The 17,238-nt window shown below is 71.6% G+C and carries 20 protein-coding genes; 7 read left to right on the top strand and 13 right to left on the bottom strand.

Features of this window, described 5'->3' with window-relative positions:
• Positions 1–121 precede the first annotated feature (121 nt).
• Together LCD35_RS16130 and LCD35_RS16125 are read right to left on the bottom strand one after the other, a co-directional pair.
• Entirely contained in the window at positions 122–1,435 is a 1,314-nt protein-coding gene (locus LCD35_RS16130) for a M20 family metallopeptidase (protein WP_225044410.1), read from the bottom strand.
• Positions 1,432–2,214 carry an EI24 domain-containing protein gene (locus tag LCD35_RS16125; RefSeq protein ID WP_224966911.1) on the bottom strand — a complete coding sequence of 261 codons (783 nt, stop codon included), beginning with the start codon at positions 2,212–2,214 and terminating at the stop codon, positions 1,432–1,434. Before LCD35_RS16125 ends, LCD35_RS16130 begins: the two co-directional genes overlap by 4 nt.
• A 182-nt stretch (positions 2,215–2,396) precedes the next feature.
• On the opposite strand from LCD35_RS16125, the gene LCD35_RS16120 reads away from it, so the two are divergent.
• Both LCD35_RS16120 and LCD35_RS16115 read left to right on the top strand, forming a co-directional pair.
• The gene (locus tag LCD35_RS16120; RefSeq protein WP_224966912.1) at positions 2,397–3,332 is read left to right on the top strand and encodes a YihY/virulence factor BrkB family protein; all 936 of its coding nucleotides are present in this window, start codon (positions 2,397–2,399) and stop codon (positions 3,330–3,332) included.
• A 106-nt stretch (positions 3,333–3,438) separates the two neighbouring features.
• Positions 3,439–4,479 (top strand): iron-siderophore ABC transporter substrate-binding protein, encoded by a 1,041-nt coding sequence (locus tag LCD35_RS16115; RefSeq protein WP_224966913.1) that lies wholly within the window; start codon positions 3,439–3,441, stop codon positions 4,477–4,479.
• Positions 4,480–4,536: 57 nt separating this feature from the next.
• On the opposite strand, the gene LCD35_RS16110 is transcribed toward LCD35_RS16115, so the two are convergent.
• The 3 genes from LCD35_RS16110 to LCD35_RS16100 all read right to left on the bottom strand — a co-directional run bounded on the left by LCD35_RS16110 (position 4,537) and on the right by LCD35_RS16100 (position 6,010).
• Entirely contained in the window at positions 4,537–5,055 is a 519-nt protein-coding gene (locus tag LCD35_RS16110) for a carboxymuconolactone decarboxylase family protein (protein WP_224966914.1), read from the bottom strand.
• Between the two features lie 116 nt (positions 5,056–5,171).
• Positions 5,172–5,696 carry a VOC family protein gene (locus LCD35_RS16105; protein ID WP_224966915.1) on the bottom strand — a complete coding sequence of 175 codons (525 nt, stop codon included), beginning with the start codon at positions 5,694–5,696 and terminating at the stop codon, positions 5,172–5,174.
• Entirely contained in the window at positions 5,693–6,010 is a 318-nt protein-coding gene (locus LCD35_RS16100) for an SCP2 sterol-binding domain-containing protein (protein WP_224958982.1), read from the bottom strand. The genes LCD35_RS16105 and LCD35_RS16100 overlap by 4 nt, the downstream gene beginning before the upstream one ends.
• 96 nt (positions 6,011–6,106) lie before the next feature.
• Here LCD35_RS16100 and LCD35_RS16095 point away from each other — a divergent pair, with 96 nt between their 5' ends.
• Positions 6,107–6,781: a TetR/AcrR family transcriptional regulator C-terminal domain-containing protein gene (locus LCD35_RS16095; RefSeq protein ID WP_224966916.1), complete on the top strand. Its 675-nt coding sequence runs from the start codon at positions 6,107–6,109 to the stop codon at positions 6,779–6,781.
• A gap of 39 nt (positions 6,782–6,820) precedes the next feature.
• On the opposite strand, the gene LCD35_RS16090 is transcribed toward LCD35_RS16095, so the two are convergent.
• Both LCD35_RS16090 and LCD35_RS16085 read right to left on the bottom strand, forming a co-directional pair.
• Positions 6,821–7,750, bottom strand: a complete 930-nt coding sequence (locus LCD35_RS16090; protein WP_224958985.1) for a DUF5996 family protein — start codon at positions 7,748–7,750, stop codon at positions 6,821–6,823.
• Between the two features lie 342 nt (positions 7,751–8,092).
• Positions 8,093–8,281 carry a hypothetical protein gene (locus tag LCD35_RS16085; protein ID WP_225044409.1) on the bottom strand — a complete coding sequence of 63 codons (189 nt, stop codon included), beginning with the start codon at positions 8,279–8,281 and terminating at the stop codon, positions 8,093–8,095.
• Positions 8,282–8,489: 208 nt separating this feature from the next.
• On the opposite strand from LCD35_RS16085, the gene LCD35_RS16080 reads away from it, so the two are divergent.
• Positions 8,490–9,314 carry a helix-turn-helix transcriptional regulator gene (locus LCD35_RS16080; RefSeq protein WP_225044408.1) on the top strand — a complete coding sequence of 275 codons (825 nt, stop codon included), beginning with the start codon at positions 8,490–8,492 and terminating at the stop codon, positions 9,312–9,314.
• A 14-nt stretch (positions 9,315–9,328) separates the two neighbouring features.
• Positions 9,329–9,511 carry a DUF397 domain-containing protein gene (locus tag LCD35_RS16075; protein ID WP_225044407.1) on the top strand — a complete coding sequence of 61 codons (183 nt, stop codon included), beginning with the start codon at positions 9,329–9,331 and terminating at the stop codon, positions 9,509–9,511.
• An 11-nt stretch (positions 9,512–9,522) separates the two neighbouring features.
• Here the strand turns inward: LCD35_RS16075 and LCD35_RS16070 are convergent, their stop codons facing one another.
• A complete protein-coding gene (locus LCD35_RS16070) occupies positions 9,523–9,861 on the bottom strand; it encodes a hypothetical protein (protein WP_225044406.1) in 339 nt (112 codons plus the stop codon).
• Between the two features lie 58 nt (positions 9,862–9,919).
• The gene (locus LCD35_RS16065; protein ID WP_225044405.1) at positions 9,920–10,234 is read right to left on the bottom strand and encodes a helix-turn-helix transcriptional regulator; all 315 of its coding nucleotides are present in this window, start codon (positions 10,232–10,234) and stop codon (positions 9,920–9,922) included.
• A 98-nt stretch (positions 10,235–10,332) separates the two neighbouring features.
• Between LCD35_RS16065 and LCD35_RS16060 the strand changes: the two genes are divergently transcribed.
• Positions 10,333–10,617 (top strand): muconolactone Delta-isomerase, encoded by a 285-nt coding sequence (locus LCD35_RS16060; RefSeq protein WP_224958991.1) that lies wholly within the window; start codon positions 10,333–10,335, stop codon positions 10,615–10,617.
• A 261-nt stretch (positions 10,618–10,878) separates the two neighbouring features.
• Entirely contained in the window at positions 10,879–11,964 is a 1,086-nt protein-coding gene (locus LCD35_RS16055; protein WP_225044404.1) for a methyltransferase domain-containing protein, read from the top strand.
• Positions 11,965–12,099: 135 nt separating this feature from the next.
• Here LCD35_RS16055 and LCD35_RS16050 read toward each other — a convergent pair whose 3' ends face one another.
• From LCD35_RS16050 to lpdA, 4 genes are all read right to left on the bottom strand, one after another.
• Positions 12,100–13,365, bottom strand: a complete 1,266-nt coding sequence (locus LCD35_RS16050) for a dihydrolipoamide acetyltransferase family protein (RefSeq protein ID WP_224959935.1) — start codon at positions 13,363–13,365, stop codon at positions 12,100–12,102.
• A 92-nt stretch (positions 13,366–13,457) separates the two neighbouring features.
• On the bottom strand, positions 13,458–14,453 hold the full coding sequence (locus LCD35_RS16045; RefSeq protein ID WP_224959937.1) for an alpha-ketoacid dehydrogenase subunit beta: 996 nt from the start codon (positions 14,451–14,453) through the stop codon (positions 13,458–13,460).
• A gap of 93 nt (positions 14,454–14,546) precedes the next feature.
• Positions 14,547–15,644 carry a pyruvate dehydrogenase (acetyl-transferring) E1 component subunit alpha gene (pdhA, locus tag LCD35_RS16040; RefSeq protein ID WP_224959939.1) on the bottom strand — a complete coding sequence of 366 codons (1,098 nt, stop codon included), beginning with the start codon at positions 15,642–15,644 and terminating at the stop codon, positions 14,547–14,549.
• 38 nt (positions 15,645–15,682) lie between these two features.
• Positions 15,683–17,149, bottom strand: a complete 1,467-nt coding sequence (lpdA, locus tag LCD35_RS16035) for a dihydrolipoyl dehydrogenase (protein WP_224959941.1) — start codon at positions 17,147–17,149, stop codon at positions 15,683–15,685.
• Positions 17,150–17,238: the final 89 nt, after the last annotated feature.

Below are 17,238 nucleotides of genomic sequence, written 5' to 3'. Positions count from 1 at the left end.
CTCAGCTTTCCCCTCCCTTGAACACTTTTTACCCGGGTGCCTACCCCACTCGGGAAAAAGATCCCGCAGCGAGGGGACAGCTGAGGTTCCGCCACCCCACCCGCAAAGCAAAACGAGCCGATCAATCGAAGAAAGAAGGCACGTCCAGTGCTCCGCCGGCCTGCTCGAACTCGGCGTGCACGGCGGCGCGCAGCCGTTCGTCGGCCAGGTAGTCGAGGGCGGTGAGGGCGAGGCCGGTCGCGCCGTCCAGCACGGCCCGGTCCCCGGCCTCGGACCGGGCGGCGGTGGCGAATCCGGCGGTGTGCAGCGACAGTCCGGCGTCGTCGAGCCCGATCATCGGGTGGATGGCGGGCATCCGGTAGCTGAGGTTGCCGAGGTCGGTGGAGCCGGTGAGGTACTCGGGCACCACGCCGCGGGGCAGCGAGGTGCGGCCACGCCTGGCCTGGTGCTCGGCCCAGCGGGCGGCGAGCGCGTCGTTGTGCCGGATCGGCAGGTACGGGTACTGCCGGTCCCAGACGAGTTCCACGCCGCAGCCGGTCATCTCGGCGGCACCGCGCGCGATCCGGTCGATGCGGTCGGCGAGGTCGCGCAGCGAGTCGGGGTCGGCGGAGCGCACGTAGAACTGGGCGGCGGCGCGCTCCGGCACCACGTTGGGCCGCTGCCCGCCGTCGGTGATGATGCCGTGCACCCGGTCGCCGGAGGGCATGTGCTGGCGCAGCGCCGCCACGCCCTGGTAGGTCGCCACCACCGCGTCGAGCGCGTTGCGGCCCATGAACGGCTGCGCCGAGGCGTGCGCGGCGATGCCGTGGAAGGTCACGTCGACCTGGCGGCGGCCGAGGAACGGGTGGGTGGCCACGTCGTGCGAGAACGGGTGCAGCATCACCACCGCGTCCACGTCGTCGAAGATCCCGGCGCGGGCCAGGATCTCCTTGCCGCCGCCGCCTTCCTCGGCGGGCGTGCCGACGAGGCTGAGCCTGCCGCCGACCTCGCCGACCGCGGTGGCGGCGCCGAGGAACCCGCCGACGCCGGCCGAGCAGATGATGTTGTGCCCGCAGGCGTGCCCCACCCCGGGCAGCGCGTCGTACTCGGCGAGCACCGCCACGTGCGGGCCGCCGCTGCCGGTGCTCGCCAGCAGCGCGGTCGGCAGCTCGCCCACCCCGACCCGCGCGTCGAAGCCCTGCGCGCGCAGCAGGTCGGCGACGGCGGCGACCGAGCGGTGCTCGGCGAAGCCCTCCTCCGGGTGCTCGTGCAGGTCGTGGCTGAGTCCCAGCAGGTCCGCGGCGTGCTCGTCGAGCCACCGCTCGGCCCGGTCGCGCACCGCGGCGGACGCGCCGTCGTGCTCGGAGCGGATCGGTGCCGCGGTGGCCACGGCCCGCTCGGTCGCCGCGGCAACGGACTTCAGGTACGAGTCGTCGGGAGTGGTGGGTTGCGTCATTCCCGCACTGTAGGTCGCCCGGGGGACGTCCCGGTGCCCTCGGTGCCGTCGAGCTGCCGGTGCGCCAGCAGCGTGCCGCCGACGACGGCGGCGGGAATGATCACGAGTTGCAGCACCGGCACCAGGCACAGCAGGTAGGTCGGCAGCCCGAAGCCGAGCGTGCTCGCCTTGTTCGCCGCCAGCGAGCGGTGCCGGTCCCGCACGGTGAGGCCGCGGCGCGCGAACACCAGGCCGACCATCTCCAGCGCCACCACCCAGGCGCCGAACACGGCTCCCAGCACCGGCACCACCGTCTGCCCGAGCACCGGTACGAAGCCCAGCGCGAACAGCACGACCGCGCCGGCCAGCGCCACCAGCACCAGCTTCACCGCGTCCCGCACCCCGCGGCCGAGCTGCCGGGCGAACCCGGCGCCGTCGTCGGCGGTGTCGAGCCCGAGCCGCTGTTCGGCCTGTTCGGCGATGTGCTCGTAGAACGGTCCGCCGATCAGCAGGGTCAGCGCGATGAACGAGATCGAGCCGAGCAGCGCGGCCGCACCGACCAGGGCCACGCCCAGCACCACCCGGAACGCCTGGCGCAGCCAGTCGGTCCAGCCGTCGGCGAACGGGGTCAGCGCGGTCACCAGGTCCGAGCTGAAGTACAGCAGCGCGCCGAGCGATCCGAGCAGCAGCACCGCGCTCAGCAGTGCGGGGATCGCGCCGATCAGCAGCAGCCGCGGGGACCGCACGATCAGGCCGAATCCGGTGCCCAGCGCGCGGGCTCCGGCGATGAGGTTCTTCATGCCGCTCCAGGGGAAGTGGATCTCGCCGCACGGTATCGGGCCCGGTTCCACCGCCGAGGCCCGGATCAGGACCGCACTCCCGTGATCTGGCCCACTCTCCCGCAACGCGAGCCGCGGCGGACGAGTCGCAGCGTGCACGACCCCGCGTTCTCGAACGCGGCGCCGGAAAGGGGAACTGGATCGTGCTGACACCGCAGCGGACGCTCGTGGACCGGATCTGGCACGGGCAGCCGCGCAACCGGCAGCTGCGCGGCCTGTGGCGGCTCACGAAGAAGACCATCGGCGCCAGCGCGCGGCACCGGCTGACCGGGCTGGCCGGGGAGGCGGCGTTCTTCACGCTGATCTCGATGCCACCGGTGCTGCTGGGCCTGGTCGGCACGCTCGGCTACCTGGCGGGCGTGCTCGGCGGGGAGACGATCACCGCGGTCCGGAACGCGTTGGTGTCCGGGGCGGCGACGGTGCTGTCCCCGCAGGCGATCGACGAGCTGCTGCAGCCGGTGCTGGACGAGGTGCTCAGCTCGGGGCGGGCCGGGGTGATCTCGATCGGTTTCGTGCTGGCGCTGTGGTCGGGTTCGGCGGCGCTGAACGTCTTCATCGACACGATCTCGGTGGTGTACGGCCTGGCCGGCCAGCGGAACGTGGTGCGGCAGCGGTTGATGTCGGTGCTGCTGTACACGGTGGCGCTGTTCGGCGGGATCGTGCTGCTGCCGCTGCTGGCGGTGGGCCCGTCGGTGATCGCGGACTGGTTCCCGCAGGCGTCGGTGGTGGTGTACGCGCTGTACTGGCCGGTGATCGTGATCGGGTCGATCGCCTCGCTGTGCACGTTGTACTCGTTGTCGCTGCCGCTGCGGGCGCCGTGGCTGGAGCACCTGCCGGGGGCGGCGCTGGCGCTGCTGGTGTGGCTCGGGGGCAGCCTGGCGCTGCGGATCTACCTGGACGTGACGATCGAGCACTCCCCCGTCTACGGTGCGCTGGCCGCGCCGATGGGCGTGCTGCTGTGGCTGTACGTGACGGCGTTCGCGGTGCTGCTCGGTGGCACGGTGAACGCGGAGCTGGACAGCGTGCAGCCGTCGCGCCGCACCGCCCGGTTGCGCCGGGAGCTGGTCGGTTCGGAGTGATCGCCGGGTGACGGGTCTCGCGGAGCGGTCGTCCGAAGTCACACCACAGCCGGGCGCGGCTTTGTTAGGTTAGCCTCGCTTGACTGATCCGGATGAAGGATGCGCGATGACCTCTGCTGACCGAACACACCCGCGGGTCGAGCCCTTCGGCGGGACCCGCCTGGGCAGGCGCGGTTTCCTGGCCGGCGCGACCGGCCTGCTCGCCGCAGGTCTGGCGGCCTGCGCGGGTGGTTCGCCCGCGCCGTCGGGCCAGGCGGCGGGCCCCGGTTTCCCGGTGCGGATCCCGAACAAGTTCGGCACCGCCGAGATCCCCGCGGCTCCGGGCAAGGTCGTCTCGCTGGGCATCACCGACCACGACGTGCTGCTGCCGCTGGGCGTGGTGCCGGTCGGGCTCACCGCGTGGGGCCCGTGGGAGTCGGGCGTCGGCCCGTGGGTGGAGCCGATGCTGGGGCAGGCGAAGCCGAAGCAGCTGGGCAGCGACGTGGACGTCGAAGCGGTGATCGCGCTGATGCCGGACGTGGTCCTCGGCGTGCAGAGCGCGTTGACGCAGGACCAGTTCAACCGGTTGAACGCGTTCAAGCCGGTGGTGGCGCAGCCGCCGGGCACCATCGACTACGGCGTGGACTGGCGCCTGCAGGCCGAGACGATCGGCCGCGCGCTGGGCGAGGAGGACGCGGCGAACCGGCTGATCGCCGAGACCCAGGCCCGCATCGAGCAGGTCCGCGCGGACAACCCGAAGTTCGAGGGCCGCACGCACGTCACGGTGCGCACCGATTCGGCGGGCAACTACGCGGCCTACACGAAGCAGGACGCGCGGACCGCGCTGCTGGAGCAGCTGGGCTTGAAGCTCGCCCCGTCCATCGAGGGCATGGACAGCGGCGGCAAGTTCAACGTGAAGGTCAGCAAGGAGCAGGTGTCGCTGCTGGACGCCGACGTCGTCATCGTCACCACGGCGAAGCCGACGGACGTGGCGGCGGTGCGCGCGGATCCGCTGCTGAACAACCTGCCCGCGGCCAAGCGCGGCGCGCTGGTGGTGCTCGACGACTACGACCTGACGATGGCGCTGGGTTCGGCGACGGTGTCGAGCATCCCGTTCACCTTGGACAACCTGGTGCCGAAGATCGACGAGGCGCTGGCGAAGGCGTGACGGCGCGGCGCCCCGTCCGAGTCCGTTAGAAACGAGCGGCGAACGGGGCGATCGCGGTCAGATCAGTGGGGCGTCCTCCAGCGGGACCCGGGTGGATTCCAGGAACCTGCTGACCATGTTGAAGTAGCTGCAGCACAGGATGAATTCGGTGGTGCGCCGCGTGCCGTGCTCGGCGAGCAGCGCTTCGAGCAGCCGGTCGTCCAGGCGGACGTTGCGGGTGAGGTCCTCGGCGGCGTCGATGACGAGCCGGGTGCTCTCGTCGAAGCCGCTGACCGGGCCGTCGACCCCGACGCGTTCGATCTCGTCGTCGGTGACGCCGACGAGCTTGGCGATGCGGACGTGCTGCGCCCACTCGTAGTGCGATCCGGTGATGGTCGCGATGCGCAGGATGGCGATCTCCCTGGCGCGCTTGTCGAACTCGGACTGCATGAGCAGCGAGCCGGCCAGGTCCAGGAACGGCTTGAGGCTGTTCGGCGCGTTGGCGACCATCCGGAAGATGTTGGCGTCCGGGAGTCCGCGCAGCAGCCTGCGGTTCTTGTCGGAGAGTTCGTCGTCGGCGGGCAGCGGGATGCTCACGGTGTCCTCCTGGTCGGGGTGGTGCCCGTGCCCGCTCGGACGCGACGGGTGCGGCGCGGGTGCGCCCGTGCGCGTCCGAACGGCGGGCCCTCGGCGCTCGGGGAGCGCCGGGTGGTTCACATCCGGCGGATCGGCTTGCTGCCGTCCCACTCGGCGGCGGTCTTGCGGATGAAGTCGAACACCGACCGCTTGGGGCCGCTGACGTCGGAGATCTCGACGACGGTGCCGGGGTGGAATCCGGTTTCCAGGTAGGCGAAGCGGCCTTGGGCGCCGCCGACCGCGCCTTCCTGCCCGACGGTGTAGCCGCGGGCGAGGGCGGTGTCGTAGAGCTGCTGGTACTCGGTGGTCCAGTAGCAGACGTGCTGGAGCCCTTCGTTCCCGGCGGCGAGGAAGTCCCGGTACATGGACGGGGAGTCGTCGGCGGGCTGGATCAGTTCGATCTGCAGGTCGCCGGAGTTGGCGAGCGCGAGGTCGACGCGCGCTTCGGACGGTTCGCCGCGGTAGCGGAAGTCCTCGAAGCGCAGGCCTTCGAAGTAGAACCAGGGTCCGACTTCCAGCACCTCGACCCAGTTCGCGATGGCGGTGTCGAGGTCGCGCACGACGTAGCCGTTCTGCGCGATCTCGCCGAACAACCGGCTCATGCGAGCGCGGCCGGGTCGAGCAGGCCGGGGAACTCCTTGGCGAGCTGCAGGTCCCCTTCGACCTGGAGCTTGCCGGCGAGGAAGGAGGCGACGCCGTCGGCTTCGCCGCGCAGGATCGCCAGCAGGTCCTCGTCGGAGCTGGTGAGCGTGGCGTCGGGATCGTCGGCGGTGCCTTCGGTGACGCGGAGTTCGCCGTCGGCGACGGTCACGTGCACGGGGGTCGAGATGTTGAGCTGGATGGTGCCTTCGATCCCGTCGGCGGCTTCGCGGTCGAAGGCGGCGGGCAGCTTGTTGATGACGTCGAGCGTCGACATCATCCCTCCTCGGATCGTTTACCTACACCGTAGGCTTTCGGTGGTGACCTTATACCTACGCTGTAGATATCGACAAGGGTGGGGCACACTGGCCCCGTGACCACGACCGGACCGAAGGGCCGCCGCGGCAGACCGCCCCGCGGCAGCGCGACGCTGTCCCGCGAGCGCGTCGTCGAGGCGGCGCTGGCGCTCGTCGACGAGGAGGGCCTCGACCAGATCAGCATGCGCAAGATCGCCCAGCGGCTGCGCGTCGATCCGATGAGCCTCTACAACCACGTCGCCGACAAGGACGACGTGCTGGACGGCATCGCGGAGGCGCTGCTCGCCGGCATCCCCGCGCCGCCCGCCGACGGCAGCCCGCGGGAGCGGATGGAGGCGGTGGCGCGCGGTTTCCGCACCGCGATGCTGGCGCACCCGAAGGCCGCGCCGACCGTGCTGACCCGGCAGCTCGGCTCACCGGCCGGGCTGGCCCCGCTGGCCGCGGCCGTCGCGCCCCTGCTGGACGCGGGCTGTCCGCCGCGGGAGGCGGTGCACGCGCTGCGCGCCGCGCTCGGCTTCCTGGTCGGCAGCCTGCTGCGCGAGGTGAACGCGGGGCCGTCCTTCGGCACCGATCCGGCGGCGGGCGGGCAGCGCAGGCGGACCCTGGAATCCGCGGAACTGCCGTCGCTGACGGCCATCGCCCCGCACCTCGCGGTGTGCGACCACGAGGCGGAGTTCGAGTACGGCCTGGACCTCGTCCTCACCGCCGTCGAGCGGAAGCTGCCCGGGTGACCGCCCGCCCGCCGCGCCGCCCTGGGCGGGCGGACCCGTTCACCTGAGGCGGGCGCGGGGCGCGGCCTCCAGGAGAGGGCGGTCCCAGTCGCCCGCGCGCGCGGCGGCTTCGTAACTGCCGCGCAGGAAGTCGAGCAGCGTGCGGTCCGGGTCGGCCGCGGCGCGCACGTCGGCGTAGTCGAGCACGAACTCGCCGAGGTCCGCCCGGTAGGACGCCGCCTCGGGCGGCACCGGATGGCCCCGGAATCCGGCCGGTTCCGGGTAGGCGTAGGAGTAGAACAACCCTTCGCCATCACCGCCGGGCCAGAACCCGCAGCTGCTGAGCTCGTGTGAGTAGCCCTCCACCATCACCTCGTCCGGGCAGTTCGGCGCCCCGCCGGGGTGCGGCGGCGCGGGCCTGCCGGAGAACCGGGTGACGGCGAGGTCCATCGCGCCCCAGAAGTAGTGCACCGGGCTGGCCTTGCCGAGGAATTCCGCGCGGAACTCCTGGAACACGCGGTGCGCGGCGACCAGCTGGCGCCACCACAGGTGCGCGCTGGCCGGCTCGTAGGTGGCGTGCTCGGTGTCCTGCTGGAACGGGATGGCGTGGCGCACCTCGTTCGGCGCCGCGTGGATGCCGGTGTGCAGCCCGAGGTCGTCGAGCGCGCCCATCACCTCCCGGTGGAACGCGGCCACCGACTTCGGTTCGAGCCGGACGATCCGCTCGTCGTCGGCGGTGCGGATCCGCAGCACCTGCGCGCAGAAGTCGAACTCGGCGTCGAAGAGCGCTCCGCCGTGCGGGACGGCGGAGGTGGTGAGGCCGCGCGCCGAGACGTACAGCGCGGACTGCCACCAGTGGTTGACCATCGGCGCCAGCGCGAGCCGCACCTTGCCGACGACCTGCGTCCACAGGTGCAGCGTGTCCCGCGTGCCCGTCCAGTCCTCGACCCGCAGCGCGGGCCAGGTCGTGGCCTCCCGCAATCCCGTCATCGCGTCCCTCCCCCGGTCTCGCCCGTTCCCCATGCTGCGGGGCGAACGAGGTGAACGCAGCAGCCGAAGGCCACCGGAATCCCAGTTCAGAACGGGACCAACGCCCCTTCCCCGCACGCCTCCCCCCGCGGTTCGCCAGGCGGTCGCGGGGGAAGGCGCGGCCGGGCGGCTCGGGGCACGGCACCGCCCGGGAGCATCCGCGCCCACCCGGGGGAGGTCGTGGAGGCGGATGCGGGTGCCCCGCCGGGCGCTCGCGGTCGGGGAGGCGGGAGCGGCCCGGCGGGGCTCGGCCCACCGCCGGCGGAAGGCGTGGCGGCGAACCGGATCTTCGGTCGAGCGGGGCTACCCCGCTTCGAGCACGACCAGCGGGTCGGCGCCGATCGTCACCTGGGACCGGGCCGCGAGCACCCGAGTGCAGGCCATGCACGGCATCCCGAGCAGGTCGGAGATCTGCTCGGTGTCCGCGGCGGGCAACCGCACCCCGCAGAGCGCCGACCAGCCACCCTCCACTGTGGACATCGCGATGTGCACGACCCGCCGCACCTCCCCGCCGCCCCGGCCCGGTACCGGACCCGCGCCGGGAACGAGGTGGCGGAACCGATCGATCGCTGCTGCCGCGGAGGTGGCGAACCGTCATCTTGGTGCATGCATCAATCGTGAGTGCATGCGTCGGATCGCACAAGATCCACCTTCGGGTGATGGCGGGGAACGCACGTGGTCACGACTTACGATGTTCGACATGGCGAGCAGCGCAGACACCCCACGGGCTCGCGCGCTTGGCGTCGAGCTGTGGCAAGCCAGGCGGGCCACCGGGATGACCTCCCGAGACCTGGCCGAGCTGGTGGGACGCAGCAACTCGCACGTTTCCCGTTGGGAGAACGGCAAACTCACTCCCAGCGAAGCCGATACCGCGACCATCCTCGCCGTTCTCGGCGTCACCGGAACCGAGCGAGACCGCATCCTCGAACTCGCTCGCGACGCGCTCGAACCGAACTGGGTCGCGCCCGGCACCGACAAGCAGCTAGCCGCTCTGACCGAATACGAACGGACCTCGACGCAAATCATCAACGTGGAACCGCTGATGATTCCGGGCCTGTTGCAGACCTACGACTACGCGCGGCACATCATCGCCGAGTTCGGGGCGTCCAGCCGCAGCGAAGCCGAACAACGCGCCCAGCAACGCATCGGCCGTCAGCACGTGCTCACCGGACAACATCCGAAGCGGCTCCACGCGATCATCGGCGAAGCGGGGCTCCGCTACCCCGCCTGTCCGCCGGACCTCATGCGCGAACAACTCCACGAACTCACCCGGGCGGGCCAGCGCGACAACGTGGAGATCCAGGTCCTCCCGCTCGACCGACCGTGCGGGCCGGCGCTGAGCGGTTCTTGGGCCTTGATCGAATTCGCGCAGGCCAAGCCGGTGGTGCAGCTCGAACACTTCGACACCTCCACGACCATCACGGACGTGAAGGCGGTCAAGACCTATCGCGCAGCGGTCGAGACCTTGCGCAAAACGGCGCTGAGCCCAGCCGATTCCGCGGATCTGATCGCCGCGTTGTCATGACAGGAAGAGGAAGCATGCCGGAGAACTGGCGGAAGTCGAGCTACAGCGGTGGGAACAACTGCGTCGAGATCGGCCGGATCGGCGGTCGCGCCGCGATACGCGACACGAAGGCCCCGGATTCCGCTCGATTAACGACCACCAACACCCAGTGGACCGATTTCCTCACCGCGATCAAGCACGGCCGGTTCGACGGCTGAGCTACCGGAGCTCAGTCGAGCTCGACGTGGATCCGGACCTTGCCGCCGTCGTCGCGGACGGCGCGGGCCCGGCCGGTGCGGCGGTCGCCGCCGATGTCGATGGTGAGCGGGCCGGGCTGCAGGAAGTTGCGCCACCAGCGCTTCTGGTCGGGCAGTTCGACGGCGATGGTGGCGCCGGACTCGGTGCGGCGGATCGCGACGACGAGCGTGAACTCCCGGCCGGACTTGCGGCCCGAGTAGGACACGACCGCCATGCTCGTGCGGCCGTTCTCGGGCCACTTCCCGCACCGCAGGACCACCGGCGCGACGACCTTGTTGACCCACCGCCCGGCGACGGACACGACACCCACGTCGGCACCCCTCCTCGTTCCACCTGCTCGAAGATCGAGCGTACGCGGATCGGGACACTCAGGCCGATTCCCGCACCAGCGAGCGCAGCACGCCGTCGAGCGCGAGGTCGTAGCGCCGCAGCACGTCGGCGCGCAGCGACACGAAGCAGCGGGTGCCTTCGAACCGGCAGCGCACCAAGCCCGCCTCCCGCAGCACCTTCATGTGGTGGCTGAGCGTCGAGGGCCCGACCTCCACCGCGAAGTCCTCCCGCTGGTGCTCGGCGCGGTCGGCGAGCACCGCGACGATCCGCAGCCGCGCCTGGTCGCCGAGCGCGGCGAAGATCCGGTCGAGCCGGACGTCCCGCAGGTCCGGGTGGTCGGGGTTGCGCGCCATGCGCTCGATCCTACTAGTTCGAAGTTCGTCGAACTTCGATGTATGGTGACGGCACCCGGCCGGGCACGCCGCCCGGCCACCAATGCACAGGAGCACCCGTGGAATTCCTCGTCCAGGTCGACGTCGCCCGCGTCTTCGAACTCCCCGCCGCCGAACGCGAGGACGTGATCACCCGCGAGAAGGCGCGCGGCCGCGAACTGCTCGCCGACGGCGTGATCCGGCACTTCTGGACGGTCGTCGGCAAGCGGGCCAACGTCGGCGTCTGGGTCGCCGACGACGCCGAACAGCTGCACGCGATCCTGTCCGCCCTGCCGATCTGGCCCTGGGCCGACATCGAGGTGACCCCGCTGATCACCCACGAGCTCGCCGCCGAAGCGGCGTAGCACTCCCCCACCCGTCGATCAAGGAAGTTCACCGCACTCGATCTCGCCAACCGGTTCACCCCGCAGCACCTCCCACCTCGCCTGACGGCTCCGGCACCCTGGAATTCGACGCGGTTCCGATGCAGGAAGGGCGAAGCGATGGGCCGACGGGACGCCGACCGGGACGGGCAGGGCACGCCGCAACCGGACAAGTGGGAGACGTGGGGGACGGACGACGACGGGAACAAGCACGAAGGTCCGGAGCGCGAGAAGTAGTCCGCGGTGGACGACAAGGCTCCGCTCCGGACCGCGCGCAGCGCATTCATCCCGCCGGTGATCTGGGACGACGACCCCGAATCGGACGGTTTCACCCCGGTCTCCCTCGACCGGGAACCCGCGCGCTGGCACGCACTGGTCGACGCCGACGAACCGGTCGTGACGCAGGTCGAGGACGGCGAACCCGGCGGCGACGCGCGGACGCCGACGAGCTCGTGCAGCAAGCCCTCGCTCGTCGCCGAGATGCTCGACGCGCTGGACCTGCGACCGGGCCTGCGCGTCCTGGAGATCGGCACCGGAACCGGGTGGAACGCCGCGCTGCTGCGCGACCGGGTGGGCCCGCACGGTCAGGTGACCTCGGTGGAGATCGACCCGGGACTCGCCGCCCGAGCCCGGGACGTGCTCGCCGCCACCGGCCACGACGTGGACGTGATCACCGGCGAGGGCGCGGCCGGGCACCCGCCCGGTGCGCCCCACGACCGGGTCATCGCGACGGCCTCGGCGCGCGCCGTCCCGCGCGCCTGGATCGAGCAGACCCGCGTCGGCGGACTGGTGCTGCTGCCGTGGGGAACCGACTACGGCGAAGACGCGCTCACCAGGCTGGACGTGCGGCCGGACGGCTCGGCCACCGGGCGCTGCGGCACGCGGCTCTCGTTCATGCGGCTGCGGCAGGAGCGCAGGCACCACCTCGAACCGGCCGAGGACGAACTCCGCGCGGCGCGGCGCAGCAGCACCGCGCTGCGCGGTCCGGAGCTGTACGAGGTGGTCGAGTTCTCCCGCGCCGCCTTCACCATCGGGCTCCGGGTACCGCACTGCCACCTCACCGTCGAGGACCGCGACGAGCGGCACCGCGACGTCGAACTGCACGACCGCCGCACCGGATCCTGGGCGCGCGTCGGCATGATCCGCGACGAGCATCCGTGGCCGGTGCTGCAGCTCGGGCCGCGCGAGCTCTGGGACGAGGTCGAAGCCGCGCACGCCTGGTGGCGGGACGCCGGTCGCCCCGCCCCCGATCGCTGCACCCTCACCGTCCACCCCGACGGCACCCACCGGATCAGCACCGGCCCGCACCACTGGCCCCTGGAACTCTGACCGGGCCCCTGAAACTCTGATCAGGTGAGCGGCCCACTCGACCGACGAGACCGGGCTGGTGGGCCACTCACCTGGAACGAGCGACGGGCCGCTCACCCCGGAGCACGGGGCGGGCGGGCCGTCGGAGTTCGCGCGTCAGGCGATGATGCGCAGCGGGTCCTCCAGCAGCGCGGTGAACTGCTGCAGGAACGCGGCACCCACGGCGCCGTCGATCGCGCGGTGGTCGGCGGACAGCGTCACCCGCAGGATCTTGCGGGCCACCACCTCGCCGTCGCGCAGCTGCAGCTCGTCCTTGGCCGCACCCACCGCGAGGATTCCCGCCTCCGGCGGGTTGATCACCGCGGAGAACTGCTCGATGCCGAACATGCCCAGGTTCGAGATGGTGAAGGTGCCACCGGACATCTCGTCCAGCTTCAGTTTGCCCTCGCGGGCGCGCCCGGCCTTCTCCCGGCCCTCGGTGGCGATCTCCGAAACGCTCTTGCGGTCCGCGTCCGGGATGACCGGCACGATCAGCCCGTCCTCGATGGCCACCGCGACGCCCAGGTTGATCCGCTTGTGCTTGATCAGCTTGTCGCCGCCGAAGGACACGTTCACCGACGGGTTCGCGCGCAGCGCCGTGGCGACCGCCTTCACCACCAGGTCGTTGATGCTGACCTTCGGGCCGCCCGCCGCCTGCAGCCGCTCGTTGAGCTGCGCGCGGAACGCGACCAGCTCGGTCACGTCGATCGCGCTCGTCAGGTAGAAGTGCGGGGCCTGCTGCTTGCTCTCGGTGAGCCGCTTCGCGGTGACCTTGCGGATGTTGCTCAGCGGCACCTCCTCGGCGTCCGCCGGAGTCGCCACCTGCTGGACCGGAGCCGGAGCGGGCGCGGCCGGAGCCGGGGCGGCCGCCGGAGCCGGGGCCGAGGACGCCGCGGCCTCGATGTCGGCGCGGATGATCCGGCCACCGGGACCGGAACCCCGCACCGCGGCGAGATCCACGCCCAGGTCCTTCGCGACGGCCTTCGCCAGCGGCGACGCCTTCGGCTTGGAGCCCTCGGCGACCGAGCTGCCGTTCGCCGGAGCCGCGGACTCGGCGGGCTCCTCCGCCGGAGCGGCGGCCGGAGCGGGTTCCGCCTGCTCCTCGGCGGCCGGGGCCGGCGCGGCCGCCGACTCCGCCGCCGCACCCGAACCGTCGCCCACCACCGCGATCGGCGTGCCGATCGGAACCGTCTGCCCCTCCTCGACCAGCAGCTTCTCCAGCACGCCTGCGTCGAAGGCCTCCAGCTCCATGATGGCCTTGTCGGTCTCGATGTCCGCGACGACCTCGCCGCGCTCGATCGAATCGCCCACCTTCTTGCGCCAGGCGGCGATGACGCCTTCCTCCATGGTGTCGGACAGGCGGGGCATCTGGATCTCAGTCATCTGCACATTCCTCGGGAACTCTCAAGACTTCATGGTGAACCGGCTCGTCGTGGCTCCCGGGGTCCGACCCGAACGCACGACCCAGGTCGAGCTCAGCGGCGGCGGCCGACGGCGTCGAGAGTCTCGCGCACCGCCGTCGTGAGCGACTCGGCGGACGGCAGCGCGGCCCGCTCCAGCGGCTTCGCGTACGGCAGCGGCACCTCCGCGGCCGCGACGCGGCGCACCGGGGCGTCCAGGTAGTCGAACGCGCCGTCCGAGATGGACGCGGCGATCTCCGCGCCGATCCCGTAGGTCAGCCAGTCGTCCTCGGCGACCACCGCGCACCCGGTCTTGCGCACCGAGTTCACGATCGTCTCCCGGTCCAGCGGGCGCAGGCTGCGCAGGTCCACGACCTCCGCGTTGATGCCGTCCTCGTCGTGCAGCTTCTCCGCGACCTGGGTGGCCACCCCCGCCATCCGCGAGTAGCCGATGATCGTGATGTCGCTGCCCTCGCGGGTCACCGCGGCCTTGCCGATCTCGGCGGGCTCCACGTGGTCCGGGACCTCGCCCTTGGTGTTGTAGAGCGCCAGGTTCTCCAGGAACAGCACCGGGTCGTCGTCCCGGATGGAGGCCAGCAGCAGCGCCTTCGCGTCCGCCGGCGTGCTCGGCGCCACGACCTTCAGGCCCGGCACGAACGCGTAGTACAGCTCGATGTTCTGCGAGTGCGTCGCACCCAGCTGCTGGCCGCCGCCACCGGGCGTGCGCAGCACCATCGGCACGCTGGTCTGGCCGCCGAACATGCCGTAGATCTTCGCCGCGTGGTTGACGATCTGGTCCAGCGCCACCAGCGAGAAGTTGATCGTCATGAGCTCCACGACCGGGCGCAGCCCCAACATCGCGGCGCCCACCGCGGCACCGACGAAGCCCTCCTCCGCGATCGGGGTGTCGCGCACCCGCTTTTCGCCGAACTCCTGCAGCAGCCCGGCGGTGATCTTGTAGGAGCCCTCGAAGACGCCGATCTCCTCACCGATGAGGAACACGTCGTCGTCGCGGTGCATCTCGTCGCGCAGGGTGTCGTGCAGCGCCTGGCGGTAGGTGATGACGGCCAAGAGTCGTTTCTCCAGAAGACATGCCACCGGCGGCACCCGGCGGGGTCACCGCCGAGCGCCGCGCGGCGGCTCGGAAGGAAGGGGTGGGTCGCCTCAGAACACCGGGTCGGCGGGCAGCCGGCGGGAGTCGTTGGCGACCGGGGTGGCGTAGGTGTAGTCGAACAGCGTCGAGACCTCGGGGTGCGGGCTGTCGTCGGCGAAGGCCACCGCCGCGTCCGCGTCGGCCTGCGCGAGCCGCTCGATCTCCTGCGCGCCGTCCTCGTCGAGCACACCGGCCTCGACCAGCCGCGCCCGGAAGGTCACCACCGGGTCGTGCTCGCGGGCCTCCTGCACCGACTCCTCGCTGCGGTACTTCGCCGGGTCGACCACCGAGTGGCCCTTGAGGCGGTGGCTGACCGCCTCCAGCAGCGCCGGGCCGCCCGACTCGCGGGCCCGCTCCACCAGGCGCGTCGCCGCGTCGCGGACCGCCAGCACGTCGTTGCCGTCCACGCGCTCGCCGTGCATCCGGTACGCGGACGCGCGCTTGTACAGCTCGGACTCCGCGGAGGACTTCTCCACCGTGGTGCCCATGCCCAGGAAGTTGTTCACCACGACGAACACGACCGGCAGGTTCCACAGCGCCGCGATGTTCAGCGCCTCGTGGAACGCACCGATGTTGGTGGTGCCGTCGCCCATCTGGCACATCACGACCTGGTCGCCGCCGCGGTAGTCGATGGCCATCGCCGCGCCGGTCGCCAGCGGGATCTGGCCGCCGACGATGCCGTAGCCGCCGAGCAGCCCGGCCTCCACGTCGAACATGTGCATCGAACCGCCCCAGCCCTTGGAGGTGCCGGTGGTGCGGCCGTACAGCTCGGCCATCACGCGGCCGGGCTCGATGCCCTTGGCCAGCGCGTAGCCGTGCTCGCGGTAGTTCGTGAACAGCAGGTCCGTCTTGCGCAGCGCCGACATCAGGCCGACGACGGTGGCCTCCTCACCCAGGTTCAGGTGGCAGTAGCCACCGATCTTGGCCTGGGTGTAGCCCTGCGCGGCCCGCTCCTCGAAGCGGCGGATCAGCGTCATCTGCTGGAAGTAGCCGCGCAGCAGCTCGGCCGACTCGCCGGAGAACGCGCCGGACTTGGCCGACTTCGCCGTGCTGCGGCGGGTCGTCTTCGCGCGGGTGGCGGGCTTGGTGCGGGTCGCGGTCTCAGCCATCACGGAACCCTTTCGGTGCGAGGAGCGGAACGGGTGGATCAACGCTTCTTCGGCGGGGCGGTGTGCACCGGCAGGCCGAGGGCGGTCATCGCCGCCTCCATGCCGATCTCGCCGAGCGTCGGGTGCGCGTGGATCGTCTCGGCGAGCTCGTCGAGCGTCGCCTCCAAGGTGATCGCGAGCGCGCCCTCGGTGATCAGGTCGCTGGCGGACGGACCGAACACGTGCACGCCGAGGACCTCGCCGTACTGCTCACCCGCCACGATCTTCATGAAGCCCTCGGTGTCGCCGAAGGTCTGGGCGCGGCCCAGCGCGGCGAACGGGAACTTCGCGGCCACCACCTGGTGACCGGCCTCGGTGGCCTGCTTCTCGGTCAGCCCGACGCTGGCGATCTCCGGGTGGGTGAACGTCGCCGCGGGGATGACGCCGTAGTCGATCGAGGCGTGGTGGCCCGCGATGGTCTCGGCGGCCACGACGCCCTGGTGCGAGGCGACGTGCGCGAGCAGCGCCTTGCCGGTGACGTCGCCGATCGCGTAGACGTGCTCGACGTTGGTGCGCAGCTTCTCGTCCACCTGCACGAACCCGCGGCCGTCGACCTCGACGCCGGCGGCGGCCAGGTCCAGGGATGCGGTGTTGGGCTTGCGGCCCACGCCGACCAGCACCACGTCCGCGTCGACCTCGGAGACCTTCGCGCCGTCCACCGAGACCTTCAGGGCGGCGTCCTTCCCGCCCTCCTCGATCTTGGAGACGGTGGCGCCGGTGAGCACCTGCACGCCGCGCTTGGAGAAGGAGCGGCCGAGGGCCTTGCCGATCTCGGCGTCCTCGGCGGGCACCAGCGTCGGCTGCATCTCGATGATGGTGACCTCGCTGCCGAGGGCGTTGAACAGGCTCGCCCACTCGGCGCCGACCGCGCTGCCGCCGATGACGGCGAGCTTGCCGGGCACCTCGGTGAGGCCGAACGCGCCGTCGGAGGTGATCACGCCGGGCAGCTCCGCGCCGGGCAGCGGCAGCTGGACCGGGACCGAACCGGTCGCGACGATGACGTCGCGCGCGCTGATCCGGTCGACGGGCTCGTCGCCCGCGGGCTCGGCGGCGTAGCGCGGGCCGTTCGCGCCGAGCGCCGACTCGCCGACCGCGTACACGTCGACGGTGGTCGGGCCGGTGAACTTGGCGTGGCCGTTGACGACGGTGACGCCGTTCGCCTTGAGCAGGCCCGCGACGCCGTCGGTCAGGCCCTTCACCACGCCGTCCTTGCGGCGGGTGATGGCGTCGTAGTCCAGGCCCACGTTCTCCGCGCGGATGCCGAAGTCCGCGGCGTGCAGCACCGTCTCGTAGACCTCGGCGGAACGCAGCATCGCCTTGGTCGGGATGCAGCCCCAGTTCAGGCAGACGCCACCGGGCCGTTCCTTCTCGACCACGGCCACCTTGAGGCCGCGCTGCGCGGCCCGGATCGCGGCGACGTAACCGCCGGGGCCGCCGCCCACTACGAGGAGGTCGTATTCCTGCACTTCGATGTGCTCCTTCGAGCCGCACCAGCCCTGACGACACCGCGCCATCGGGCGGGTTCGCAGCCGGGTGAATATCGGGTGATTCTCAC

The sequence above is a fragment of the Saccharopolyspora sp. 6V genome (assembly GCF_020176785.1).
Classification (GTDB): domain Bacteria; phylum Actinomycetota; class Actinomycetes; order Mycobacteriales; family Pseudonocardiaceae; genus Saccharopolyspora_C; species Saccharopolyspora_C gregorii.
This window is presented reverse-complemented; position numbering and strand designations above follow the sequence as displayed.